General features: G+C 71.7%; 23 protein-coding genes. 15 read left to right on the top strand and 8 right to left on the bottom strand.

Annotated elements, in window-relative coordinates:
• Positions 1–9: 9 nt before the first annotated feature.
• From MT347_RS11805 to MT347_RS11855, 11 genes are all read left to right on the top strand, one after another.
• Positions 10–543, top strand: a complete 534-nt coding sequence (locus MT347_RS11805) for a hypothetical protein (RefSeq protein WP_243501380.1) — start codon at positions 10–12, stop codon at positions 541–543.
• A 669-nt stretch (positions 544–1,212) separates the two neighbouring features.
• Complete coding sequence (locus MT347_RS11810) at positions 1,213–1,632, top strand: hypothetical protein (protein ID WP_243501381.1); 420 nt, start codon at positions 1,213–1,215, stop codon at positions 1,630–1,632.
• A 281-nt stretch (positions 1,633–1,913) separates the two neighbouring features.
• The gene (locus MT347_RS11815) at positions 1,914–2,732 is read left to right on the top strand and encodes a hypothetical protein (protein ID WP_243501382.1); all 819 of its coding nucleotides are present in this window, start codon (positions 1,914–1,916) and stop codon (positions 2,730–2,732) included.
• A 196-nt stretch (positions 2,733–2,928) separates the two neighbouring features.
• A complete protein-coding gene (locus MT347_RS11820) occupies positions 2,929–3,402 on the top strand; it encodes a hypothetical protein (protein ID WP_243501383.1) in 474 nt (157 codons plus the stop codon).
• A 103-nt stretch (positions 3,403–3,505) separates the two neighbouring features.
• The gene (locus MT347_RS11825; protein ID WP_243501384.1) at positions 3,506–4,276 is read left to right on the top strand and encodes an FHA domain-containing protein; all 771 of its coding nucleotides are present in this window, start codon (positions 3,506–3,508) and stop codon (positions 4,274–4,276) included.
• A complete protein-coding gene (locus tag MT347_RS11830; RefSeq protein ID WP_243501385.1) occupies positions 4,273–5,346 on the top strand; it encodes a DUF6177 family protein in 1,074 nt (357 codons plus the stop codon). The genes MT347_RS11825 and MT347_RS11830 overlap by 4 nt, the downstream gene beginning before the upstream one ends.
• Before the next feature lie 135 nt (positions 5,347–5,481).
• The gene (locus MT347_RS11835; RefSeq protein ID WP_243501386.1) at positions 5,482–5,739 is read left to right on the top strand and encodes a hypothetical protein; all 258 of its coding nucleotides are present in this window, start codon (positions 5,482–5,484) and stop codon (positions 5,737–5,739) included.
• Positions 5,736–7,085, top strand: a complete 1,350-nt coding sequence (locus tag MT347_RS11840; protein WP_243501387.1) for an EsaB/YukD family protein — start codon at positions 5,736–5,738, stop codon at positions 7,083–7,085. The genes MT347_RS11835 and MT347_RS11840 overlap by 4 nt, the downstream gene beginning before the upstream one ends.
• Positions 7,082–7,876, top strand: coding sequence for a hypothetical protein (locus MT347_RS11845; RefSeq protein WP_243501388.1), 795 nt, complete (start codon positions 7,082–7,084; stop codon positions 7,874–7,876). Before MT347_RS11840 ends, MT347_RS11845 begins: the two co-directional genes overlap by 4 nt.
• Entirely contained in the window at positions 7,873–12,225 is a 4,353-nt protein-coding gene (gene eccCa, locus MT347_RS11850; RefSeq protein WP_243501389.1) for a type VII secretion protein EccCa, read from the top strand. The genes MT347_RS11845 and eccCa overlap by 4 nt, the downstream gene beginning before the upstream one ends.
• Positions 12,212–12,574: a hypothetical protein gene (locus tag MT347_RS11855; protein WP_243501390.1), complete on the top strand. Its 363-nt coding sequence runs from the start codon at positions 12,212–12,214 to the stop codon at positions 12,572–12,574. The genes eccCa and MT347_RS11855 overlap by 14 nt, the downstream gene beginning before the upstream one ends.
• A 19-nt stretch (positions 12,575–12,593) precedes the next feature.
• Here the strand turns inward: MT347_RS11855 and MT347_RS11860 are convergent, their stop codons facing one another.
• The 4 genes from MT347_RS11860 to menC form a co-directional block, all read right to left on the bottom strand.
• The gene (locus tag MT347_RS11860; RefSeq protein WP_243501391.1) at positions 12,594–13,673 is read right to left on the bottom strand and encodes an alpha/beta hydrolase; all 1,080 of its coding nucleotides are present in this window, start codon (positions 13,671–13,673) and stop codon (positions 12,594–12,596) included.
• 142 nt (positions 13,674–13,815) lie between these two features.
• Positions 13,816–15,204 (bottom strand): glycine--tRNA ligase, encoded by a 1,389-nt coding sequence (locus tag MT347_RS11865; RefSeq protein WP_243501392.1) that lies wholly within the window; start codon positions 15,202–15,204, stop codon positions 13,816–13,818.
• A 57-nt stretch (positions 15,205–15,261) separates the two neighbouring features.
• Positions 15,262–15,978 carry a hypothetical protein gene (locus MT347_RS11870; RefSeq protein ID WP_243501393.1) on the bottom strand — a complete coding sequence of 239 codons (717 nt, stop codon included), beginning with the start codon at positions 15,976–15,978 and terminating at the stop codon, positions 15,262–15,264.
• Positions 15,975–17,108 (bottom strand): o-succinylbenzoate synthase, encoded by a 1,134-nt coding sequence (menC, locus tag MT347_RS11875; protein ID WP_243501394.1) that lies wholly within the window; start codon positions 17,106–17,108, stop codon positions 15,975–15,977. Before menC ends, MT347_RS11870 begins: the two co-directional genes overlap by 4 nt.
• A 192-nt stretch (positions 17,109–17,300) precedes the next feature.
• Here menC and MT347_RS11880 point away from each other — a divergent pair, with 192 nt between their 5' ends.
• The gene (locus MT347_RS11880; RefSeq protein ID WP_243501395.1) at positions 17,301–18,113 is read left to right on the top strand and encodes an SDR family oxidoreductase; all 813 of its coding nucleotides are present in this window, start codon (positions 17,301–17,303) and stop codon (positions 18,111–18,113) included.
• A 5-nt stretch (positions 18,114–18,118) separates the two neighbouring features.
• Positions 18,119–18,328, top strand: a complete 210-nt coding sequence (locus MT347_RS11885) for a multidrug transporter (RefSeq protein ID WP_243501396.1) — start codon at positions 18,119–18,121, stop codon at positions 18,326–18,328.
• Positions 18,329–18,370: 42 nt separating this feature from the next.
• Here MT347_RS11885 and MT347_RS11890 read toward each other — a convergent pair whose 3' ends face one another.
• The gene (locus MT347_RS11890) at positions 18,371–19,093 is read right to left on the bottom strand and encodes a GNAT family N-acetyltransferase (RefSeq protein ID WP_243501397.1); all 723 of its coding nucleotides are present in this window, start codon (positions 19,091–19,093) and stop codon (positions 18,371–18,373) included.
• Positions 19,094–19,263: 170 nt separating this feature from the next.
• On the opposite strand from MT347_RS11890, the gene MT347_RS11895 reads away from it, so the two are divergent.
• Complete coding sequence (locus tag MT347_RS11895) at positions 19,264–19,665, top strand: MFS transporter permease (protein ID WP_243501398.1); 402 nt, start codon at positions 19,264–19,266, stop codon at positions 19,663–19,665.
• Positions 19,666–20,119: 454 nt separating this feature from the next.
• Here MT347_RS11895 and MT347_RS11900 read toward each other — a convergent pair whose 3' ends face one another.
• The gene (locus tag MT347_RS11900) at positions 20,120–21,442 is read right to left on the bottom strand and encodes a nitrate/nitrite transporter (protein ID WP_243501399.1); all 1,323 of its coding nucleotides are present in this window, start codon (positions 21,440–21,442) and stop codon (positions 20,120–20,122) included.
• Between the two features lie 316 nt (positions 21,443–21,758).
• Here MT347_RS11900 and purU point away from each other — a divergent pair, with 316 nt between their 5' ends.
• Entirely contained in the window at positions 21,759–22,640 is an 882-nt protein-coding gene (gene purU, locus MT347_RS11905; RefSeq protein ID WP_243501400.1) for a formyltetrahydrofolate deformylase, read from the top strand.
• Positions 22,641–23,281: 641 nt separating this feature from the next.
• Here the strand turns inward: purU and MT347_RS11910 are convergent.
• Both MT347_RS11910 and MT347_RS11915 read right to left on the bottom strand, forming a co-directional pair.
• Positions 23,282–24,175 (bottom strand): FHA domain-containing protein, encoded by an 894-nt coding sequence (locus tag MT347_RS11910; protein WP_243501401.1) that lies wholly within the window; start codon positions 24,173–24,175, stop codon positions 23,282–23,284.
• A 14-nt stretch (positions 24,176–24,189) separates the two neighbouring features.
• A complete protein-coding gene (locus tag MT347_RS11915) occupies positions 24,190–24,468 on the bottom strand; it encodes a hypothetical protein (RefSeq protein ID WP_243501402.1) in 279 nt (92 codons plus the stop codon).
• Positions 24,469–24,831: the final 363 nt, after the last annotated feature.

Here is a 24,831-nt window from a genome sequence, read left to right on the forward strand (position 1 = left end):
GAGCGGCACGTGGCGAGGACGCGTGGCTCCGTAGGCATCGAGAAGATGCTGGGCGGCCACTCCCACGATGCCAAGGATCGCTGGGCCCGCACCGCGTCCGCGTTCCTTCAGTTCGTCGCCTCCGTGACGGACGTGAGCACCGTCGCGGACCTTCACTTCCGCGTAGGCGGCGCCACCGGGATCGATGTGACCCTCGACATCGCCGAAGTGCGGGTGCAGAGCGACGCGGGCCAACTCTCCACCATTCTGTGGCGCCCCGCAGCCGCCGTCGTCCTCAGCGAATGGGCACACCGAACGTGGGGTGGCGCGTGGACTTCAGCCTTGGACTCGGCTGTGGCGCCCCGCCGAATCGTGCACGTCGAGGAGGGCGAGTTCTTCACCGGGCTGCGTTACATCGCCCAGAGCCTCTCCCGACCCGGCCCCCATCTTGCGGCCTCGTCAGAATCCCTGGCGCGCCGAGGCGGACAAGCTGAGGACCTCGGCGACGACAGCGTCAAGGATGCCGTGAGTAGCATGTCGAGGAACATGGTGATCGAACAATGAGCGCTCCTTCGGGACTGGCTGAGGCCCTCGCGGCGCTCCCCTTGTACAGGGGACTGTGCTGGAGGGGTTTCGGGCGAGAGATCACTGACCCGATCCCCCTGGACGCGGTCCTCCCCACCACCCGGGATATCCGCTTGGCGACGGGAAACTTCGCCGGCGGCGCCATCGTCATCTTCAGCGCCACGGGCCGGGACGTGGCACCTCTGTCCGCCGCTCCGGCTGACGGGGAAGTCGCATTCCTTCCAGGGACCACCCTCATCCCCCTGGGCCCTCGCCGCAGCGTGTCGGGTCTGAGCCTGCAGGTCTTGGGCGAGTCGATCCCCGCGTCCGAACAAACGGTCCCCCGTGACGAGGTCCTGCTGGACGTTGTCGCACATGCGCGGGCGCTCGGTCCCGTCGCGTTGGATCGTGCGGCGCGTTTCGGGTGGCGACCGCCCAGCTCATGACTCCGCCGCCCGATGCTCGCCAGATCGACGGACACGCCCTCGCCGTCCCCGCGCAACCGCGTGGCTCAGCATGAGCGACGTGCGCGCATGATCCGCAGCATCGGAACGTGGGTGCAGGCGGTCGATGGGGGAAATCCTGGATGATGGCACTGAACGACTCTTCGCGGTGCTTCGCGCCGGCGCGTAAATACCGGTGGGGTGACGGATGTCGTCGACAATTCCCGTGAGCGAGACGCAGTTCGAGTACCGCGGGAAGCGCTACTCGCGGCATTCCGGTGGTGACGAGGACGTCCGCCTCCTCACGGACGACGCGCCCACCCGCGAGGCTTTCCCCGACGCGATCGAGATGAACGACGACCCCCAGGATCAGTGGGTGGAACTCCCGTGGCGGGTGATCTCCGCTCGCTACACGCAGGAGGTCACCGGCACCTGGCACGGTGTGCCCGTCACGGTGGGCGAGCGAATCAAGAGAGGCCTCCGCCGCGGAATGGTCAGGGTCTGGTACGCCGGCACCACGCCGGACGAGGCTCTCGCCGCGGGACTCGACGGCAACCAGAACGACGGGTGGTCGACGTTGGTGCAACCGAGTGAAGTGGACGACGTGCACGTCGAATCGACACGACACGCAATGGGGAGCCCATGAAGGCCGTTCGGCAGAAGCGCCTGCACCCCGAAATGTCTCAGCTCGTCCGTGAACGCGGCTACTCGCAGGTCGCCGGTCAAGGAATGGCACCAGTCCAGTCGTTTCTTCGGCACGCGTGGTCCACGGCGGGACCGAGTTCGCCGCGGATGTCCGCGGCGACCAGGTGGAACTCACCTCGTATGTCCAGCAGCCGTCCACGGAGTGGTCCCAGGTGCGCGTCGGCGCACAGACGAGAGCACCGACATGATGGAGGGGCTCGGGTGGATCAAGGACGTCCGTCAGTGACGCTGACACGCGAAGAAATCCTCACTGCCATCCGGAGCGAGGGGCTGAGCGGATTCCGCTGCTTCGAGAACGCGACGAACGAGACCGACGTCGTCGCAGTCCAGCGAACCCCCGACGGGTGGGTCGTCTTCGCGACGGACGAGCGCGCAACTCCCGTCGGACGCCGCGAGTTCTCGTCGGAAGAGCCCGCCCTGGAGAACCTCCTCTCCCGACTGCGCTCGCTCAACAGCGTGGCCGCCTGGCACGCGAACAATCGCGAAGCGAGGGCCGCGGAACGCGGCGCGGCCGGGGCCGGGGCTGTCGCGGGTGCCGGGCATTCGGTTGACGCGACCCCGCTGCTCGCCCGTGTCTACGATGCGATCACGGCGTCCGACGATCTGACCATCTCGGATCTCAGCACCCGCTCCGACGGAGGGGCCACCGCTTACAAGAGTCGGCTGGCGGCCTCACGACCAACCCTGTCGTCCGCTGCGATCGACGCTCTCGCCTCCCGCTGGTTCTTCCGCCTCCGGTGGTTGGGGATTGAGTCTGGCCAGGACGCCCCCCGCTACTTCGTGCGGTACGGCGGCGAGGGCGCCTCTCCCATCCCGATCGCACTCTACAGACGGCGCACGATCGACGGAGTGATCGTCGACGAGGTCCTCAAGGATGTGGGCGAATGGCGAGCCGACGCTCGGCGGCAGATCCACAACTCTTTCGCGTTCTCACTCGAATCCGACCTCGAAGAGGTCACAGCCGCTGAGGCGGCAGAGTTCGAGGAGATGGTGCGCGCACGAGAATACGTTCCCTTCACGTCGACCGCAGCGCCTCGTTGAGCGAAGTGGCCCCTTTCCCCCACGACTACGAGGTCGTCCCAGTGTGGAACATGTCGATCACCCGCTACTATCCCGGCGCCGAACTCTGGCGAATCGTCGACGACGGTCAGCAAGAGATCCTCGCGGTCTACGGGGGCGCGGCGCGTGGATGTGGACGCGTAGATCGACCGCCTGCTCGGAGATCAGGATGAGTGACATGCATGACATGATCCGCAGCACCGGGACGTGGGTGCTGACGCCCGCCGGGTGGTTCGCGCCGACTCGGCGAATCGAGGTGGGCGAATTGCCGTCCGAGGTGTTTCTCTACGACCACGAGGGCGTAGGACACCGCAAGGTGCCATCCGACGCCATTCTGCGCGCCGAACAGGTTGACTCCGAGGCGGTCTACGAGGGCCACTGGATCCCGCTCGTCTCGACCTGGACCCACGACATGGTCCGCGCCTACGCTCCCCTCCCCCGTTCCGACGGCGGATACCTCGCCGTGCTGTACACCTACAGCAGCCCGGAGTGGAACACGCTCATCACGCTCCCCGGCGCGGAGGTGCACGACGACCGCGGCGGCAATGGCGGGGTCTCGTTCGTCGTCGCGCTCGACGCCCTCGACGGCTACCGTCAGACCGCGACAACGCTCATCCCCGCCTCCGCCGACGATGAGCAGGAGGCGCGCTGATGATCGCGCGATTCCGCCGCGCGACGAGTTATCCACGCAACGGGTGCATCGTCTCGGCAGCGCCGCAGCGACCCGCATAGGGTGGAAGGTCGAGGAGGCACCGATGACGAGCATGCAGGAGACACCACACCTGGCCGACGTCGACCCCTTCGTCAACAGCGAGCACGCTCGCGCCGGCAAGATCGCCGGCGCCGTGGCGCTCGACATCGTCATGCCGGCCGCCCTCATCGCCGCCGGAGTCGTCGTCGTCGTGACGGGCCCGCCTGCCGTCGGATGGCTTCTCATCATCGTCGCGGTCGGCCTGCTCGCCGTGAGCGTCTGGCTGCTCGGGCGCGCGGGCCGCACCCTCGGCTCGGCCACGGTCGACGCCCGCATCGTCCGTCGCACGACCGGCGCCGCCGCGGGCGGCTCGGCGCTGTGGGCCCTGGCATCCGGCAAGCTCGCCATGTTCGACCTGCGCCGCGGGCGCGACCCGTTCGCCCCGGCGATCGCGCCGTTCGAGTTCCCGGAGGCAGCGCCCGCAGCCCCCGGCCGGGCCCGGCGGGGGATGGTTCCGACACTCATGCTCGACTCGGGAGAGCGCCTGCCCCTCGAAACCGCCCTCATCCTGGGGCGCGCCCCCTCCGCCCCGGCCGACGCGCCCGCCGAGGTGTACCGCTGGGCCGACATGTCGCGCACGCTGTCGAAGTCGCACGTGCGCCTCGAATGGGACGGCCGGCAGGTATGGGTGACCGACCTCGGGTCGACCAACGGCACCTTCGTGCGCGGCGACGGCTCCTCCACTCCCCTCCTCCCCCACCAGCGCACCCCCGTGCCCACCGGTGTCGTCCTCGAGATCGGCGATCGCACCCTGACCGTTCGAGATGCCGCATGACCACCGTCGACCATCCCCTCCTCGACGCCGCCGGCCCCGGCTGGGCCGGCACCGAGACGCGCGCGCCGATCATCGCCCTGACCACCGCGATGAGCGACTGGCTGCACACGACGGCGACCCAGGGGCTTCGTCCCCTTGTCGTCTCCGGCGAACACTCGCGCATGACGCAACCGCTGGCCCAGGTGCTGTCGGCGGTGCAGGGGCATTGGGCCGTCCGAACCCGCGACGACGGCTTCTACGACGCCCGCACGGGCGTGCGCCTCGATGCTCCCGCCGACGCGCTCACCGTCGGAGCCCCGACGCCCGAGACCGTGCACCCCTTCTTCTTGCGTGCGCAGGTGGCATCCACTCTGCAGGTGGTGGCGACGGTGTCGACGCGTCACCGCGTGACCCGGCCGCTGCGCCTGGGCGGGGTCGCCGAGGCGGCGGTCGCGCTGTTCACCGACGCCGAGCCCGCCGCGTGGGGCGGCGTCGAACCTCTGCTCGCGCCCTGGGATCGCGATGACCTCACCGAGCGGTCGCGGCGTCGCATCCCGCTCGACAGCCACTGGATCGCCGTCGGCGGCGGCGAACGCGCCGTCATCGCGACGATCCACGCCGCGCGCACCAGCGAGGGGCTCGAAGAGACCACGCGCGTGTGGGCCGCGGTGCCGGGCGTCGGGCGCGAGGCGGGAACGGCGGCGACCGCCGAGGCGCGCGAACTGCTCGCGCGCGCGGCGACGGTGGGGCTTCCGCTCATCGGCGTCGCTTTCGCCGCGATCGGCGCACCCGACCTCGCGCGACGAGCGACCGCGGCACCGCATCCCGAGCCCCTCGCCCTGCTGATCGGCCCGCCGGGCGTGCGTGCCCTGGGCATCGACGCGAAGCGCTGGATCGAGGAGGCCGGCGGCACGATCGTGGGCAGCCCCCGGCTTCCCGGCGTGCTGCTTCCGCTCGGCTCGGTCGACGGCGGCGGATGGACCCGGCTGAACGACGTGCTGGCGACGCTGGACCCGGCGCGTCTCGCCGATCTGCTCGCCGTCGCCCCGCATGTGCGCGCGCAGCTCGACTCGCCCGGAGGAGTTCGCTGATGCCCGAGATGCTCGACGTCGTCCCTCGCGTGCGCTCGCAGCTGCTCCCGCAGGAAGGAATCCGCTGATGCCCGAGATGCTCGACGTCGTCCCTCGCGTGCGCCCGCAGCTGCTCCCGCAGGAAGGAATCCGCTGATGCCCGACCAGCGCGACACGGTCCTCATCGAGCAGGCCAAGATCCAGCGCATGCGCCTGGGCGCCGCCCTCGTCTACGGCCACATCGGGGAGCGGCGCACCGTCAACGACCACATGAAGCGGCTGATGGGCTCGATCGTGGTCGCCGCGATCGCCTGCGCCGCGTGCGTAGGGGTGTCGTTCGTCTCTCAGCTGCTCACCGAGCGCGCGCAAGCGAGCACCTCGATCCAGACCCCGACCGGAGCCGTCACCCCGTGAGCATCTACACCCGTCTGACCGTCGCGGGCTCGGAGCGCCGGGCCGAGGTCGTCGTCCCCAGCGGCGAGCCGGTCGGCGCCGCCCTGCCCCGGCTTCTCGACCTGCTCGGCGAGACCGCCGGTACCGTCGAGCGGCCACTGGCCGTCATCGCGCCCGACGGCGAGCAGATCGACATCGCGCTGACGCCGCACCAACTGGATCTCGTCGACGGCACCCTCGTGCGCCTCGTACGCCTGGACGCCGCACCGCCTCCGCCCGTGGTCATCGATGTGACCGACGCCGCCGCTGATGCGCACGATGCCCGTCCCGACCGGTGGGATGACCGGGCTCGGGCCGTCGCGGGGGGAATCGGGATCGCCGCAGCCTTCGCCGTCGCGGGATGGCTCTCACCCTGGTCGTCGCTGACCCTCGCGGCGTTCGCGCTGCTCGCGGTGACCCTCGTGCTCGCGGCCGTCGCCACGGGCCTGGGCATCGGGGGGCTGCGCCGCCTGTCGACGTGCGTCTCCGCCGCCGCCGCGGGGCTGTCGCTCCCCATTGGCAGTGCGACCGCGGCCGCCCTCGCATCCCACGGCCTGGCGGCGGACGCCGCCACGATCGGGGGCATCGCCGCCGCCGTCGCGACCGCATCCACCGTGGCGACCCTCGGCGCCGGCGTCGCGCACCGCCGTCGCGGCGCCGCCGCCGGCGGAGCCCTGGGCGCCGTTCTGTCGTCGCTGCTGCTGGGACTGCTCCTCGGCGGGATGGATGCCGTGGCCGCCGCGGCCATCGCCGGTGTCGTCGCCGCGTTCGCGACCGGCCCTCTGCCCTGGGTCGCGCTGTCGGTCGCCGGGCTCACCGATCTCGACCAACGCGCCGCCGATGGCGCCCCGCCCGCTCGCCCCCGCGCCTTGGCCGCGATCGACGAGACGTACGCCGCGCTCACGTGGAGCGTGGGGGCCGTGGCATCCGTTCTCGGGGTCACCGGCGTCGTCCTCGCGTTCTCCGGCACGATCTGGTCCGAACTGCTCGCGGCGGCGTTCTTCCTCGTCGCAGCGCTCCGCACGCGCGCATTCCCCCTGCGCTGGCAGGGGTGGCTGCTGTGGGCGGCCGCGGGCGCGATCGCCGCAGCGGGTCTGACGGTGCTGTTGGCGGGCGGCCTCGGATGGCTCGGCGCCGGTGCCGCGGTCGTCGCGGCGGCCCTCATCGCGACGATGGTGCTGGTGCGCCCCCGCCCCCATGTTCGGGCACGGCTGCGGGGGCTCGGCAACATCGTCGAGACGCTTGCCGTGGTGTCATTGGTTCCGCTGCTCGTGGGAGCGTTGGGCGTCTATGCCGACCTCCTCGGCATGTTCGGCGGCGGGTCGTGACCGTGCTCGATCTGCGCGCGGTGTCGACCGCGGTGTTCGGCAGCGGCGCGAACGGACGCATCCGGTTGACGGGGTGGGATGCCGCGATCCGCGGCGGTCTGTCGACGACGCGCCGCGTCGGCGTGGTGTCGCTGACCCCGGGCGCCGGCGCCAGCACCGTCGCGCATCAGCTCACGCGGGCGATCGCAGGGCGGCGCAGCGAGCCGGTGCTCGCCGTGGACGTGTCGACCGGCGCCACCGGACTCGCCGCTCGTCTCGCCGCAGCCCCCGTACCGCCCGATGAGACCCGAGCCGCGGCCCGGACGACCGCCGAGGCCCTCAGCGGGCTGTCCGAGCAGGACGGTGTGGTGGCGCTGCGGCCCCGCGACGCCGACGACGCGGTGGGCGCGTGGCTCGGCGAAGCGGCTCCCATCGCCCGCTTCTTCGACGTCGCGATCACCGACTTCGGTCCGCGGCATCCGCTCGTCGACCTGGCCGCGTGCGCGGCGCTGTGCGACATCGTCTGCCTCGTGAGCGACGCCCGTCGCGCCGCGGCGGAACACGCCCGCTCGGTCGTCGGGGCGGTGCGCGGACTCCCGGAATCGCCGTCGGTCGTGCTCGCTCTCGTCGACCACGGTCGGGAGGGCGACGGGGTGGCCCGCGCCTTCGCCACCGGCGCCGATCACACGGTGGTGCCGATCCCGTTCGACGCGGGACTCGCGGCGGGCGGGCGCGCGCGACGATCGGCCACCCACCTCGCGGTCGTGCGACTCGCCGCCGCCGTGGTGGGAGCGACGGGGAGGTCGGAATGACCGTCCGCATCGTTCACCGTCCGGCCCGCATCAGCGACGCGGTCGAGCCCGCTCCCGATGTGATCCTCGCTCCGCCGCCGCCGATCGGCGAGGGCAACACCGGATTCCCGCTGCAGTCGCTGCTGCCGATCGTCGGCAGCCTTTCGTCGATCACGATGATCGTGCTGCTGCGCAACAACCCGATCATGGTCGTGGTCGGCGCCGTCATCCTCGTGGTCGCGCTCGTCGGCGGTCTCGGTATGGCCCTCACCCAGCGCGGCAACGCCGCCCGCCAGCGCCGCGTGCAGCGCGAGCGCTACCTCGACTACCTCGAGGAGACGCGCGATGACGTGCGCCGCACGGCCGACACTCAACGCAGCAGGGCGCTCGCGCTGCATCCCGCTCCCGGCACGCTCGTCGAGATCGCGGCCGACCCGGCCCGCCGCTGGGAGCGACGCCCAGGGGATGCCGACTTCTTGCGCGCACGCATCGGCACCGGCGACCTGCGGGCCGTCGACGTCGCACTGCCGCCCGAGCAGAACCCCGTGCAGCCCTTCGACCCCGTGATGCGCGAGTCGGCCGAGCGCATGGTGCGCCTGGCCGGGGTCTCACAGGGCATGCCGGCGACGGTCGACCTCGAGCGCGGCGGACAGGTCTCTCTCGTCGGCGCGCGCAGCGACACCCTGCGCGTCGCCCGTGCCCTCGCGGCGCAGATCGCCGCATTCCACTCCCCCGACGACGTGCACGTCGCCGCCGCGATCGCGTCCGCCGAGCGGGGCGACTGGCACGGGTTCGACCTGCTCCCGCACGTCGTGGGCGACAGCCCGCCGACCGGTGCCGTCACCGCGCGCCGCATCGCGCCGAGCCTTCCCGACCTGCTGTCGCTGCTGCGCGACGAGGTGCGCGACCGCGTCGCCACCGCCGCCGCGTCGCGCCGCGCGGGTCGGCGCACGAAGCCCGGCCGCCTGGTGATCTTCGTCGATGAGGCCGACCGCGCGGCATCCCCCGTTCCCCGCCTCGATGCCGCGCTCGACCTCGCGGCTCTCGGGGTGACGGTCGTGCACCTCGTCGACGACCGGCTCAAGGAACCGACGACGGTCGCCGTCCGCGTCACCGTCGAGGGCGGCGTCGCCACCATCGAGACACCGGGGTCGGGCGAAGCCGCCGTCGGTGGCATCCGGATCGACGCGTTCACTCCCGCAGCCCTCGAGATCGTCGCTCGGCCCCTGGCGGGGCTGCGCCTGCGTCGCACCTCGGCCGAAGACACCGGAACCGCCCTCGCCCCCGACGTGACGCAACTCCTCGGCGTCTCCGACGTGGACGCCATCGACACCACGGCCGTCTGGCGCACCCGCAGCGCGGCGGAGTTCCTGCGCGTGCCGATCGGCGTCGACGACCGCGGGGCGCCGGTGCTGCTCGACCTGAAGGAATCGGCGCAGCTCGGCATGGGCCCGCACGGGATCTGCATCGGCGCCACCGGCTCCGGTAAGAGCGAGCTGCTGCGTACGCTCATCCTCGGTCTCGCGCTGACGCACGCGCCCGACGACCTCAGCATGATCCTCGTCGACTACAAGGGCGGTGCGGCCTTCGCCCCGTTCGCGCGGCTCCCGCACGTCGCCGGCATCATCGACAACCTCGCCGACGACCCCCAGCTCACCGAGCGCGCCCGCGCCAGCATCCAGGGCGAGGTCGTGCGTCGGCAGCGCCTGTTGAAGGATGCCGGGAACGCGGCATCCATCGGTCACTACCGGCAGATGCGCCGCGACCGCCCGGAACTCCCCGCCCTGCCGCACCTGTTCCTCGTCATCGACGAGTTCGGCGAGCTGCTCACCGCCGAGCCCGACTTCGTGGAGCTGCTGCTGACCATCGGGCGCATCGGCCGCTCGATCGGGGTGCACCTGCTGCTGTCCAGCCAGCGCATCGAGGCCGGTCGCCTGCGCGGCCTCGACACCTACCTGTCGTACCGCATCGGGCTCCGCACCTTCTCGGAGTCGGAGTCGGCCGTGGTGCTCGACACCCCCGACGCGTTCCACCTGCCGGCGATCCCGGGCTTCGGCTACCTCAAGGTCGACACCTCGGTGTACACGCGCTTCCGCGCCGGGTACGTCTCAGGCGCCGTTCCCGACCCCGTCGATTCGGGTCCCCGCCACGACGACGCCCCGCCCGTCCTGGCTCTGCCCGCTTACGACCTACCCGACGAGACGCCCGACGAGGAGGAGCTCGACAGCGCCGAGCCCGAGACCCCGACGACCGGCCGCACGCTCGTCCAGGCCGCGACGTCGCAGCTCGCCCGCGGTATCGCGCGCACCCGGCCGGTGTGGCTCCCGCCGCTGCCCCCCGTGCTGACCCTGGGCGGCGTGCTGCCGCAGGCCGACGGCGCCGGCACGCTCCGTGCGCCGATGGGACTGCTCGACGATCCGTCGACGCAGACGCAGGGGCCGTGGATGCTGGATCTCACGCGCTCGGGCGGACACGTCTCGATCACCGGCGCACCCCAGTCGGGCCGCTCCATGTTCCTGCGCACCCTCGCCGCGTCGCTGGCGTTCACGCACTCGCCGCGCCAGGTCAGCATCTACGGCATGGATCTCACCGGCGGCGGTCTCGCGCGCATCGAGCCCTTCCCGCACGTCGGCGGGGTCGCCACCCGCGGCAACCGTGAACGGCTCACACGCCTGCTGGAAGAACTGACCGGCATGCTCGCCGCGCGCGAGCGCGTGTTCCGCGATCGGAGTCTCGACTCTCTCGCCGACATGCGCCGCCAGCACGCCGCCGGGCGCCTCCCCGACCTGCCGAGCGCCGACGTCGTGCTGCTCGTCGATGGTCTCGGGGCCCTTCGCCAGGATTTCGAAGACCTCGAGGCGCCGCTCGGCCAGCTGCTCGAACGCGGCGGGAGTTTCGGCATCCACGTCGTCGTCGCCCTGTCGCGCTGGAACGAACTGCGCATGAACCTGCAGGGCCTCATCGGCACGCGCCTCGAGCTCAAGCTCAACGACCCCGCCGATTCGCAGATCGCGCGGAAGCTGTCGACCACCCTGCGCGCCGACGAGCCGGGCCGCGTGCTGACGGATGCCAAGCTCTTCGCGCAGATCGCGCTGCCGCTGCTCGAAGAGGTCGACGACGGGGACACCGGCGAAGCCCTCGAACAGCTCGCGCGCGAGAGCGCGGCCCGCTGGGGCGGCCAGGGCGCGGCGCCCATCCGGCTGCTGCCCGAGGTGCTGGACCCCGCCGACCTCCCCGACGCGATCGATGAACCGGATGCCGTGCCCCTGGGCCTGCGCCAGGACACGATGCAGCCGGTCGCCCTCGACCTCGCCACGCGCGACCCGCATCTGCTCGTGCTGGGTGACAGCCGCTGCGGCAAGACGACGGTGCTGCGCGGGATCGTGCAGGGCGCGATCGATCGGCACTCCCCCGAGGAACTCGTCGTCGCGCTGATGGACGCCCGCGGAGACCTGGCATCCGAGATCCCCGACGCGTATCTCGGCGGGCACGCCTCGTCGGGCCGGCAGGCACGGCTGCTCGCGGAGTCCATCGCCGTCGAGCTCGAGAAGCGGCAGAGCGATCGTGACGCGGGTCCGCGGATCCTCGTCGTCGCCGACGACTTCGACATCCTGGCCGCCGGCGGCACCGAGCCGTTGCGCCCGCTGCTGCCGTACCTCGCGCCGGCGCGCGACCTGCGGCTGAACGTGGTGGTGAGCCGTCCGGTTGCCGGCGCGTCCCGCGCCATGTTCGACCTCGCGCTACAGGGGGTGCGCGACACCGGCGGCACCGCGCTGATCATGTCGGGCGACCGCTCCGAGGGCGCGCTGCTGCCGAAGCTCTACGCCGAACCGATGATCGCCGGCCGCGGCCGACTCGCCCGCCGCGGCGACCGTCCGACCCTCGTGCAGGTGGCGAACTTCGTCGCCGAAGAGGCGCACGACGACCAGCCGGCCGACCGGGACATCGCGTCGATGGATGCCACGACCGCCGTCGCTGTGGCGGACACCGGCCTGGGAGCGACCGATGCCGGCGTCTCGGTCGACGCGGGGACCACGACGGGCGCCGGGGCCGGCGGAGATGCCGCGGCTCGGTCCGCAGAGGGCGCCGAGGCGGGTGCCGCATCCGGCACCGTCGTTCCCGAGGTCGAGGACGTCACGCTCCCCGCCGCGCCGACCACCGCGCCCCCGCGCGGCGACGCCACCGCGCCCGGCAACGCCACCCCGCCCGACGCCACCGCGCCCGGCAACGCCACCGCGCCCGGCGCCACCGTGCCCGGCAACGCCACCCCGCCCGACGCCACCGCGCCCGGCAACGCCACCCCGCCCGCGACGCCCGACGCCGAAGAACCGCCCCTGACCCGACGGAGGAGGAACCGTGCCCCGCAGTAGCGTCGCGTTCACCCGCGAGCCGATCGACATCGAGGCGCTGGCCGAGGCCGTCTCCGCCGTGCTCACGCCCGAAGAACTCGCGGCGACCCCGGTGGAGATCCGCCCGCTCGATGACGGCGCTGCGGCCCAGGTCGTGATGATCGACCGGGTCGTCCTGACCGTGCTGCGCCCGCGTCTCGTCCCCGCGCCCGCGGAGCTCACCCGCGTCTACGGCGCCGCCGAGGTGCCGGCCGACGCCCGGTGGTCGACCGACTGCTTCACCACCTGGGAGCCCGAGGGCGTCATCGGCCTCCGCCTGGTCGACGCGGCCGCCACCGCCCGCGGCGGCACCGCGGTGCACCTGGGCTGAATCGGCACGCCGACCGACCTCACTCCGCCGGCAGCGGTGCGACCTTCGCCAGGAACGTCAACGTCTCGGCCAGGGCCTGCTGCGCCTCGGGCCGGTCGAGGTGGAACTGGTACTCGTGCGGGAGCGCCGGCTTATGGTCGGCGGGCCAGAACAGCGTGGTCACGTCGACGTCGAGCTGCCGCAGTCTTTGCGCCATCGGGATGCCCTGGAGCCAGGTCAGACCGTCGCCGTTGCCCCCGCTGATGAAGGTCGGGGGAAATCCGGATGCCACGAAGTCGATCGTCGACATGGTGGCGCCCGCGCTCTCGACCGACCAGTCCTTCGTCCCCGTGTAGGCCCACAGCGATGACCCGAAGCCCCACCCGATGAGACCGTTCAGGTCGTCCATCGACCGCACGTCGTAGATACCGCAGTTCAACACCACCCCGGCCAGCTGCGATGCCCTCAACGCCGGGGTGATGTCGAGCAGTTCGGCGTAGTCGGCGTTGGTGGTGAGCGCGGCGAGCTGACTGGCGAGCTGCGCCCCCGCCGAATCGCCGGCCAGAACGATGCGGTCCGCATCGGCCGCCAGATCGTCGGCGTTCGCGTCGATGTAGCCCAGCGCGTCGTTGAGCTGCCGCACGGCGGTGGGGTAGACCTGCTCGGGGCCGAGACTGTAGTTCAACCCGATCGCGGTGTACCCGCTGTCGGCGAGGATGCGCAAGTAGGGATCGACGTTGGCCGACGACCCCGACACCCAGGCGCCGCCGTGGATCCAGACGACGACGGGGCGACTCTCCCCCGCGGCGGCCGTGGTGAACAGGTCGAGGGTCGTGTCGTCGCCGCCCGAGCCGTAGGGCACGCCGAGCTCGGCGCGCACCGGGGTGTCGGGCACGTGCCGCTGCATCTCGGCGACCGTCTCGGCGCCGTTCTTCTCGAAGACCGCGCGCACGATCATCGCGGCGGGCCACGGGGTGAACGAGAACACTGCGACGACGACGAGGGCGACGGCCGCGGCGAGGGCGAGGGCCCACGTCAGGCGGCGTCGCCGGCGACGAGGCGGCGGTCCTTCGGCATCCGGATCCTGCGCGGCCGGCTGCGGTGTCGTTCGTGCTCTCATGGCTCCCCCCGGCATCAGTGTGGCAGGGGACGCGACCGGGCGACGCACCGGCGCCCGCCCGTCCTCGGCGCGGTGCCGGAAACGACGGCGACCGGATGCCATGACCCCGAGGTCGTGGCATCCGGTCGCGTGTGCGTGGGCGTCAGGCTCCGCGCAGGCGCTCGGCGAGGTAGGCGTGCAGGGCGTCGAGACCGATGCGCTCCTGGCCCATCGTGTCGCGGTCGCGGACCGTCACGGCGTTGTCGTCGAGGGAGTCGAAGTCGACCGTGACGCAGAACGGGGTGCCGATCTCGTCCTGGCGACGGTAGCGACGGCCGATGGCGCCGGCGTCGTCGAAGTCGATGTTCCAGCCGGCCGCGCGCAGGGTGTCGGCGACCTCGCGGGCCAGCGGTGACAGCCGCTCGTTGCGCGAGAGCGGCAGCACGGCGACCTTGACGGGCGCGAGGCGCGGGTCCAGCTTGAGCACCGTGCGGGTGTCAGTGCCGCCCTTGGCGTTGGGCACCTCTTCTTCGCGGTACGCGTCGACGAGGAACGCCATCATCGCGCGGGTCAGTCCGAACGAGGGCTCGATGACGTAGGGCGTGTACTTCTCGCCCGAAGCCTGATCGAAGAACGTGAGCGACTGACCCGACGCCTCGGAGTGGCTCTTGAGGTCGTAGTCGGTGCGGTTGGCGACGCCCATGAGCTCGCCCCACTCCTTGCCCGGGAAGCCGAAGCGGTACTCGACGTCGATCGTGCCGGCGGAGTAGTGCGCGCGGTCGTCTTCGGGCACATCGAAACGCTTCATGTTGTCGGCGTCGATGCCCAGCTCGATGAACCAGTTCCAGCACGCCTCGACCCAGTGCTCGAACCACTCGTTCGCCTCGGCGGGCGGGGTGAAGTACTCGATCTCCATCTGCTCGAACTCGCGCGTGCGGAAGATGAAGTTTCCGGGCGTGATCTCGTTGCGGAACGCCTTGCCGACCTGGCCGACGCCGAACGGGGGCTTGCGACGGGATGCCGTGAGCACGTTCGAGAAGTTCACGAAGATGCCCTGCGCGGTCTCGGGGCGCAGGAAGTGCAGGCCCGACTCGTCGTCGACGACGCCGAGGTAGGTCTTGACCAGGCCCGAGAACGACTTGGGCTCGGTGTACTGGCCCTTGGTGCCGCAGTTGGGGCACGGCACGTCGGCGAGACCGTTCTCGGCCTTGCGGTTCTTGCGGGCCTCGAAGTCTTCGATGAGGTTGTCGGCGCGGAAGCGCTTGTGGCAGCTGAGGCACTCCACCAGCGGGTCGGTGAAGGTGGCGACGTGGCCCGATGCCTCCCACACGCGCTTGGGCAGGATGATGCTGGAGTCCAGGCCCACCATGTCGCCGCGACCGCGCACGAACGTCTGCCACCACTGGCGGCGGATGTTCTCTTTCAGCTCCGTGCCGAGGGGGCCGTAGTCCCACGCCGAGCGCGAACCGCCGTAGATCTCACCGGCCTGGAACACGAACCCGCGATGGCGGGCGAGGGCGATGACCTTATCGAGGCGGGACTGTTCGGCCACGGTGGCTCCAATGGTCGCAAAGATGTGGGGATCGTGCGCGAGTGCGCGGCATCCAGTTTATCGAAGCGGCCCGGCCTCGCCCGGCCCGTTCCCTCCCGCCCGGTCGCGTTCCTTCCGCCAGTTCTGCAGGTAGGGCATCGAGACGTTGACGGAGTGGGCGGCGAGGGTCGCCCGGGCGGCCGCGGCGAGCGCCTCGGGTGGGGGCACGGAGCCGGCGGGCAGGTGCGCGATCGGGTACGGGAAGCGGCCTCGGAACATGTCCATCCACAGCAGCACCAGGTCGCCGTCGTCCGGCAGCGTCGCGTGCGTGCGCGACCCGCGCTCCCGGCGCTCGATCCGCCATCCCGGCCGCAGGTGCGTCGCCGTGTAGTCGGGATCGCTGCCCCACGACCAGCCGCCCCGGCTGCGGACGGGCGTGCCATAGCCCGACCCGTCGAGGGCGAGCGCGAGCGCGCCGGGCGTCCAGGGCGCCGGAAAGAACGTCGACAGGCTCACCCCGACCGCCAGCGGCGACAACCGCGGAGCCTCGGTCGCCGCCGGCGGAAGCTCGGCCTCGAGGGCGGCGGCGAGAGCGATGGTCGCAGCCTGCGGGTCGCCCGCGTCGAGCAGCAGCACGAACGTCTGCAGCGACCGCAGGTAGGTGCGGTGGGCCGCACCATCCGCGAACGGCGGGATCGGGATGCCGTCCACGGCCGGCCGACCCCACGGCACGTCGTCGCGATCGGTCTCGCCGAGGCCGTGTCGTCCGCCGGCGTCGCGCCCGGTCCGTCTCACCGCGTGATCCGCTCGCGGCGCACGGTGAAGGCCTCCAGCGCCGCCTCGTCGATCTCGACGCCCAGCCCCGCACCGGTGGGCACGCGCACGTGTCCGTCCTCCAGCACGGCGGGTTCGGTGACGATGTCGCGGTCGTAGAAGCGGGCGGATGCCGAGATGTCGCCCGGCAGCGTGAAGCCCGGGAGGGCGGCCAGGGCGGCGTTGGCGGCGCGTCCGATCCCCGTCTCGAGCATGCCCCCGCACCACACGGGGATGCCGGCGGCCACCGCGCGGTCGTGGATCGCGACGGCCTCGAGGTATCCGCCGACGCGTCCCGCCTTGATGTTGAGGATCGCCGCCGACCCCAATGCCAGGGCATCCGCCGCGGCCTTGTCGGACACGATCGACTCGTCGAGGCACACCGGGGTGGTCAGGCGTTTCGCGAGGGTCGCGTGATCGACCAGGTCGTCTTCCTGCAGGGGTTGCTCGATCAGCAGCAGGTCGAAGCGATCCAGCTCGGCGAGCAGGTCGGCATCCTGGAGCGTGTAGGCCGAATTCGCGTCGACCTGCAGCGGAATGCCACCGAAGGCCGCCCGCACGGCGGCGGTGTCGTCGATGTCGCGACCGGGCTTGATCTTGATCTTGATGCGCACGTAGCCCTCGTCGAGGTAGCCGCCGACGGCGTCGACGAGGGCAGCGGGATCGCGCTGGATGCCGACCGAGACGCCCGAGGGCACGCGGGTTCTCTCGGCGCCGAGGTAGGACCCGAAGCTTCGGCCGTCGGCGCGGAGGGCGGCGTCGATGACCGCGAGTTCGAGACCCGCCTTGGCCATGCGGTGCCCGACGACCCGGTCCAGGATGCCGCTGACCTCCTCGGGCGCGACGGTGCGGCGATCAAGCAGGGCCGGGGCGAGGAACCGCGTGAGCACGTCCCACGCGCCCTGCGTGTACTCGCTCGAGTACGACGGCTCCGCCTGCGTGACCACTTCTCCCCAGCCACGGCCGTCGGACGTCTCCGCCGTGACGACGATGACCTCCCGCACGGTCTCTGTGCCGAACGACGTCGTGAAAGGCGACACGAGGGGTATCTGCAGGACGCGGAGCTCCACGGCATCCAGGGTCACGGGCGAGGCGGGGCGGGTGAGGGGCATGGGGGCAGGGTAGTGGGGCGGAGCGTGCACAACGCAGGAACTTTCGCGCTTTCGACCCCGGGTCGCAGCCCGAGTCGCGAGGATGACGGCGACTTTCCTGCGTTGTGCCGGTCTGGTCCGCGACCGTAACGTCCGTGCCGGGCCGTGGCAAGGCCGCGGGCGGCGGGAAGCCGCGCGCGTACCGTCGGCACAATGAGCGACGTCTTCACCCCCCGCCACGCGATCGTCACCGGCTCCGACTCAGGGATCGGCGCGGCCACCGCCCTCGCCCTCGCCGACGCCGGTCTCGACGTCGCGATCACCTACCACTCCGACAAGGACGGCGCCGAGAAGGTCGCCGAAGAGGTGCGCGCCCGCGGGTCGCGCGCGACCGTCGCGCAGTTCGACGCGACCGATTTCGACGCGGTCCCGGATGCCGTCAACGCCATGGCCGACGAGCTCGGCGGCCTCGACGTGTTCGTCAACAACGCCGGCGGCGGTATCGGCGGATCGTTCCTCGACCTCGACTTCGACACCTGGCGCACCGACATCTCGCTCAACCTGGACGGCGCGTTCCTCGCCCTGCACACCGCGGCCCGCCGCATGGTGAAGGCCGGCAACGGCGGACGGCTCATCGTCGTGTCGAGCGTGCACGAGCACCAGCCGCGCGTCGGATCCGCACCGTACGTCGCCGCCAAGCACGGCGTCGGCGGGCTCATCAAGACCATGGCCCTCGAGCTCGGCCAGTACGGGATCACCGCGAACGCGGTCGCCCCCGGCGAGATCGCGACCCCCATCAACGACATGTCGGCCGAGGATGCCGATCGCATCCATCGCCCCGGCATCCCCCTCGGCCGTCCCGGCAAGCCGGAGGAGATCGCCGCCGTCATCCGCTTCCTCGCATCGCCCTCGGGCTCGTACGTGACCGGAGCGAGCTGGGTCGTCGACGGCGGGATGCTGCACATGGGCCCGCAGGCGGGCTCGCACATGGAGTCGGACGCCTGGCGTTCGGCCGGCGAGGAGTGATCGCGATGACCGACGACAAGAGCTTCGAAGAGAACCGTCACGACCAGCTGACGAGTGCCCCGAAGGCGACCGAAGAAGACGCGGCCCCGCGCTTCGACGTGAGTGAGCACGACGGCGTCACGCGCATCGACGTGCGCGACGACGCCGCGGTGCGTCCGGGACCCGGCCCGGGAGACCCGGCGGCGGAGAAAGACGTGCCGATCAGCGAGCAGTGACCGCGGAGGGGCGAGCCGATGCGGCGCCCTCGTACATCAGGCTCACGTCGCCGACGCCGCTGCCGAATCCGTCGTAGCCGCCTCGACGATCACGTAGTCACGGCGATCGAACCCGCCGATGCGGTGTCCGGATGCCAGGTGCCCGCCCAGATCGTCGCGCAGGCGCCGGCGCCAGTCGGCGGCGGCCGTCGGATCGCTGCGGCGGAGAGCCTCGATGTCATCCGGCACGGTCACGACGGCGATGATCTCGGCATCCGTCGGCTTCGGTGCGGGCGGCTGCGCGAGCGCCCACGACACCATCAGCCGGTCGGACTCGTCACCGCGGTTCACCGCATCCGCCATCGCACCGTAGTGGTCCGCGAGGTACTCCGTCGCGCGGGCGCCGAGCACCGCGAGGTTGAAGTGGGCGTTGCGGGCGACCAGCGGGTCGAACGTCCAGGTGATGTGCCCCACGCCCCGTTCGAGCGCCCAGGCGCGCTGATGCTCCTTCAGCTGACGGCCGAGACCGCGACCCTGGTGGCCGGGAAGGATGCCGGTGATGTGCGAATGCATCGAGCGCTCGGCGGGCGGGCCGAAGAACGCCGCGGACGCGCCGATCATCCGTTCGTCGTCGAAGAGGCCGACGACGTAGTTGCCCGCGTGCTCGAGGGCCCGCAGGATGTTCGCCGGCATCGTGCCGCGCTCGCCCCACACCTCGTCGAGGACGCGAGCGGCTTGGTGGATGCCGTCGACGTCGTCCAGGGTGCGGATGCCGATCGCGTTCATGCGTCGAGTCTCGCACCGCCGGCTTCTCCTGCAGGTGCCTCTCGCCCGTGACGTTTCGCCGCCGTGGCGCGTCTCACTGGTGCAGGCGAACGACCGCGTCACCGAGGAGAGGACGACGACATGGCACCCAGGCTCATCGACCGCCGCGGGACGTTGTCCGGGGTGCTCTCGTGAGGCGCGTGTCCTTCTCGCGTGCGCGCCGACCCCGTGGCGTGTACGTCGCTACCGGCGTCGGCGCCGCTCTCGCGGCCCTCATCGCGCTGGCGCTCTATCTGCCGCTCGTGAGTTTCCTCGCCGCGACGACCGCGAGCACGGCGGGGCTCGTCCCCTTCCCCCTCGGCAGCGTCACCGGTGTGACCCTCCTCGGCCTGCTGGTCGTCGCCGGCGCCCTGCTGCTGGCCGTCACGCGCCGACGCCCGTGGATCTCATGGACACTCGCGGTCATCGCAGTCCTCGTCGCCTTGGCGGTGACGGTGTTCCCGCTGATCGCCGTGGCCGTCGGCTCCGCCGACCGCGCGTCCGACGTCGTTCCGCTGGTCGTGGACCTCTGGCAGCGGGTGACCGGCGGCTGACCGCGCGCGCGATCCCCCGGTGCCGGACTCCGCATCCCCGGCTGTGCGCGCACGATTGACCCAGGGGCGCGCGAGCCCGCCGACGTCGTGCAGACGGCGGAGGTGGGGGCCGGGGATGCCGGGGCCGGGGTCCGGGGTGTGGCGCCGCGCGCTCAGCGATTCGCACGAGGTCAGCCCGGAAGCCGGTCAACTGGCTGACCTCATGCAGATCGCTGAGGTGAAGTCCGGGGCCGGAGTCTGGCATCCGGCATCCCGCATCCGGCATCCCGTGCCGTACGCTCAGCGATTCGCACGAAGTAAGCCCGAAAGCCATGCATCCGGCTGACCTCATGCAAATCTCGGAGGCTAAGCCGGATACCCGCCCCGACGGCCGGGCGGCGACGGCAGAACGGCGCAGGAGGTCTGTCGAACCGACCCGCGCACACCCTCGACCGGGTCGATACAGCGCCGGAGGTCAGCGGGGAAGCGCGCCACCCACGTGCCGGATGGTGCGGCCGCGCTCGATGACGATGGCGATCCCGCCGACGACCCACAGGGGAACCTGCGTGAGGAACGCGAGGCGGAACGCATCCAGCGTGTAGGTGTCGGGCATGCCCGCCCCCTGGACGTCCATGGCGATACCGATGAAGAGGATGGCCAGGAGTGCGGCGAGGAAGCCTCCGCCGTTGACGATGCCGGTCGCCGTGCTGAGGCGATGACTGGGGGTGAAGGTGCGGGCGTGATCGAACGCGATCATGGACGCCGGACCGCCGGTCGACAACGCGAACATCAGCACGACCAGCAGCCACACCGGTGCCGGCCCCGGCCACGCGATGACGACGATCCAGACGACCGCCTGGAAGACGACCGTCGGCAGCACCAGCCAGCGTGAACGGCGCGTCGGATGCCGGCTCGACAGCGCCCCGATGACCGGACCGCTCAGGATGCTGAACAGCACGAGCGAGGTCATCACGAGCGACGCGGTCGCCGGCTCCAGCCCCTCACCCGCGGTGAGGAAGGGGAAGCCCCACAGCAGCATGAAAGCCGTCCCCGCGAAGGGCGTCGCGAAGTGCGACCAGAAGCCCAGGCGCGTGCCCGGGTGCGCCCACGACTCACGGAAGCCCTGGCGCAGATCGGGCGCCGACCGCACGACACGGATCGCGCCGGTCTGCGTGTCGACCGACGTGTCGACCGGGTCGGCGCGGCGCTCGGGCGGACGGTTGCGGATGATGACGTAGGTGAGCACCGCGAAGAGCACGCCGAGGCCCGCGACGCTGCCGAAGGCGACGCTCCAGCTCGTCGCGTGCAGGAGGGCCGCCAGCGGCACCACCGCGATGATCTGACCGAACTGGCCGATGATGCCCGTCATCTGCACGAGCAGCGGCGCCCGCTGCGCGGGGAACCACGTCGCGATCACGCGCAGCACGCTGGGGAAGATCGCGGCGTCGCCCGCGCCGATCAGCACACGGGCCAGGATGCCGATCCCCACGGCATCCGCGGAGGCCATGACGAGCTGCCCCGCCGCCATCAGCAGCATGCCGATCGCGATCATCGGCCGCGCCCCGAACCGGTCGAGCAGGAGCCCCACCGGGATCTGCATCGCGCCGTAGACGAAGAGCTGGATGACGGCGAACATCGACAGGGCCGAGGCGTCGGCGTCGAAGCGCACCGCGGCATCCACACCGACGGCCGAGAGCGACGTGCGGTTGATGATGGACACGACGTACGCGAGCACGCCGACGATCCACAGCGTCCAGGTGCGCCAGCCCGGCCGGTCGAGGCGGAGGGTGCTGGTCACGTGTTCCAGGCTAACGGGACCACCGACATAGCGGCCTCGGGGCGGAGTCGCCGGCGCCGGCGGACGAGTCGCAGGCGCCGGGGTCGGGCGCCGAGGTCGGGCGCCGGGGCCGGAAATGTGCAGCGGGGCGCGCGCCGACCGCCCCGGTGCACATTTCGCGCCCCGCAGGTCGCCCCACCGAGCGCACGGCCGCGAGTCCCACGATCCCGCACCTCACTGCACGCTTGCGGCGCCCTCGCGCCGCCCGCGCGCCGCGGGAGGCCACCGCGTGAGGTGCGTGGTCGGCGGCGTCATCCGGGCACGGCAGAATGGTCCGATGGTCTCCGCGAGCCCCCACCTGCAGCCCGATCACGCCTGCCTCATCGTGCATGGCAAGGACACCCCCGGCATCATCGCCGCAGTCTCGGCCCTGATCGCGCGCCAGGGCGGCAACGTCGTCGCCTTCGACCAGTACTCCGACCAGCTGCGCGGGGGCGCGTACTTCCAGCGCGTGGTGTTCCACCGTCCCGACCTGGCGGCCGCCTTCCCCGAGATCGAGGCCGACCTCGCCAAGACCCTCGGCGACGGCTTCGAACTCGAATGGAACCTCACCGACCTGTCGACGCCGAAGCGCATGGCGATCCTCTCGTCGAAGCAGGACCACTGCCTCCTCGACCTGCTGTGGCGCCACCGTCGCGGCGATCTGCCCGTCAGCATCTCGATGGTCGTGTCGAACCACACCACTTCGGCCGACGACGTGCGATCGTTCGGCGTTCCGTTCTTCCACGTGCCGTCGACGCCCGGGCCCGACAAGTCGGCATCCGAGGCCCGCATCCTCGAGCTGCTCGTGGGCAACGTCGACTTCATCGTGCTGGCGCGATACATGCAGATCCTCTCGCCCGACTTCCTCGACAAGATCGGTGTTCCGGTCATCAACATCCACCACTCGTTCCTGCCGGCCTTCATCGGCGCCGAGCCGTACAAGAAGGCGAAGGAGCGCGGCGTGAAGCTCATCGGGGCGACCTCGCACTACGTGACGAGCGACCTCGACGAGGGCCCCATCATCGAGCAGGACACCGTGCGCGTGACCCACGCCGACTCGGCCGCCGAGCTCGCCCGCCGCGGCGCCGACGTCGAGCGCCAGGTGCTCGCGCGCGCCGTGCTGTGGCACGCCGAAGACCGCGTGCTGCGCGACGGGAACCACACGATCGTCTTCTGACCCCGGCCTCGCCCCGGCCGGCTGGCGCGCTGGGCCGGCGTCCGGCCTCCAGCCTCCGGCATCCGGCATCCGGCATCCGGCGTCGAAACCGCACGCGTTTGCCGAAACCGCAGGCGTTCGACCGCGAAGGAGTGCGTCTTCGGCGAATGGATGCGGTCTCAGCGCCCAGGGTCGCGTCTCACGCGGCGACGCGCCGAGGGGCGCGAACGGCACCCGTCGCCCGGCACCCGGCACCCGGCACCGAAACCGCAGTCGTTTGCCGAAACCGCAGGCATTCGACCGCGAAGGAGTGCGTCCTCGGCGAACGGATGCGGTCTCAGCGCCCAGGGTCGCGTCTCACGCGGCGACGCGCCGAGGGGCGCGAACGGCACCCGTCGCCCGGCACCCGGCACCGAAACCGCAGGCGTTTGCCGAAACCGCAGGCGATCGACCGCGAACGAGTGCGTCCTCGGCGAACGGATGCTCGGCGTCCATGGTCGCGTCTCACGCGGCGACGCGCCGAGAGGCGGTCTCGGCGAACGCGCGCGATCTCGGACGAACGCGCACACGACGCGCACGGTCGCGGCCACGGCCACGGAGAACCCCGACCGCAGGCCGCCGGGCCGACCGAGCGCCACGCACCCGACCCGCCCGGCGCCGCGTCAGTCGGGGTCGCTCGCGCGACTGAGGGGACCGCCGCCGCCGCGCGGCGGCTGCCGGCGCTGACGTGAGAGCTCGCCGCCGATGCGGCCACCGTACGGACGACCGTGATCGGCGAACTCGGCACGGAAGAACGCCAGACGCCAGTCGCCGAGCTCGATACGGGCGCCGGTGCGGAGGATCCGACCGCCGCCTCCCCGGCCCGGACCCTGCTCGCGTGCCCCACCGCCGCCGACCACGTCGAAGCCGTACAGCACGTACTCGTCATCGCCCTCGTGCCGGATCTCGGCGTGCACGGGCGCGAGGCCCGGGAGCTTCAGGTCGGCTTCTTCGCCGGATCCGATGACCGTCTTGGTCGGCAGCAGGTCGAACTCGCGGGGGCGCGCTCCGTCCCAGGTCGCGTCCCCCACGGCGAAGATGAGTCGTGGACGCCCCGAGCCCGGGGTGTAATGCGTGGTGGTGATGCGTCGACGCACGGTGCGATTGACCGTCGGCACCAGCGGGAACGGTGTCTCCGGCGGGATGGGGAAGGTCAGCGCCTGCCCCCTGTTGCGTCGCGTCAACAGCGGCGCGACAGCCCCGACCGACCCCAGCCGGATATGGCGCGAACCCGTGATCGCCCGCTGCAGAACGCTCTTCTTCACGTCACCGAGGTGGAGGATCGGCCCATCGGGACCCTCCAGTCTCACGGAGATGCCTCGGGATGCCAGGGCGTCAGCGACCGTGGACAGCTCGGTGAGCGTGCGCCGGCCATTGCCCGGCAACCGGGCGGGGTCGCTGACGACGATGCGCACCTCGGATCCTGCGGCCGTGATCGTGCCCTCGAAGGGCGGGGTGTCGGCATCCGCCCCCTCCTCGTGCTCCGAGAAAGCGAGGTCGATGTCGAGGCGCACCATGATGGCGCCGTCCCTCAGTTGCCGCGGTGCGGGTCGGACCCGGCCGCGGTGTCGTCGCTCGTGGTCACGCGCAGGGTGCCGTTCAGTTTCCACGTCGCGCGCGGGGCGTCGGGGCCGATGTCGCGCGGCACCTCGACGGTCATGTCGACGAAGGAATAGTTCACGGCGGCGCCGCGACCGGTCAGGTACGACCACATCTCGCGGCCAAGGTCGGTCCAGTCGGTGATCGAGTGACCCTCGGGGCCGTCGGCGTTCGCGAACGGGTCGCTGGTGGGGGAAGAGGAATCGGACATGGCGTCGCACCTTTCGTGTCGAGGCTGCCAGCGTCCCAGTGCGGCGGTGCCCTGACGAGGGATTGCGTTCTCGACCCGGTTGGGGCACCATTCCACCGCCCCGAAAACCCGTGCGGCGGTTCCCCTGCCGCGCGCCACGATGGCGGGATGTCCCGCCTCCACGAACGCCTCGCCGCGGCGCACCGTGCTCGCCACCGGCGCGGCGACCCCTCCTTCGCACGGGCGAGCCGCTCCTCGAGCGCGGCGATCACGACGCGGGCCAGTCGCTCCTCGAGCGCGGCGATCACGGTGCGGGCCAACCGCTCCTCGAGCGCGGCGATCACCGCACGGGCCAGTCGCTCCTCGAGCGCGGCGATCACGGAG

It is taken from the genome of Microbacterium sp. VKM Ac-2923, assembly GCF_022815605.1.
Lineage (GTDB): Bacteria > Actinomycetota > Actinomycetes > Actinomycetales > Microbacteriaceae > Microbacterium.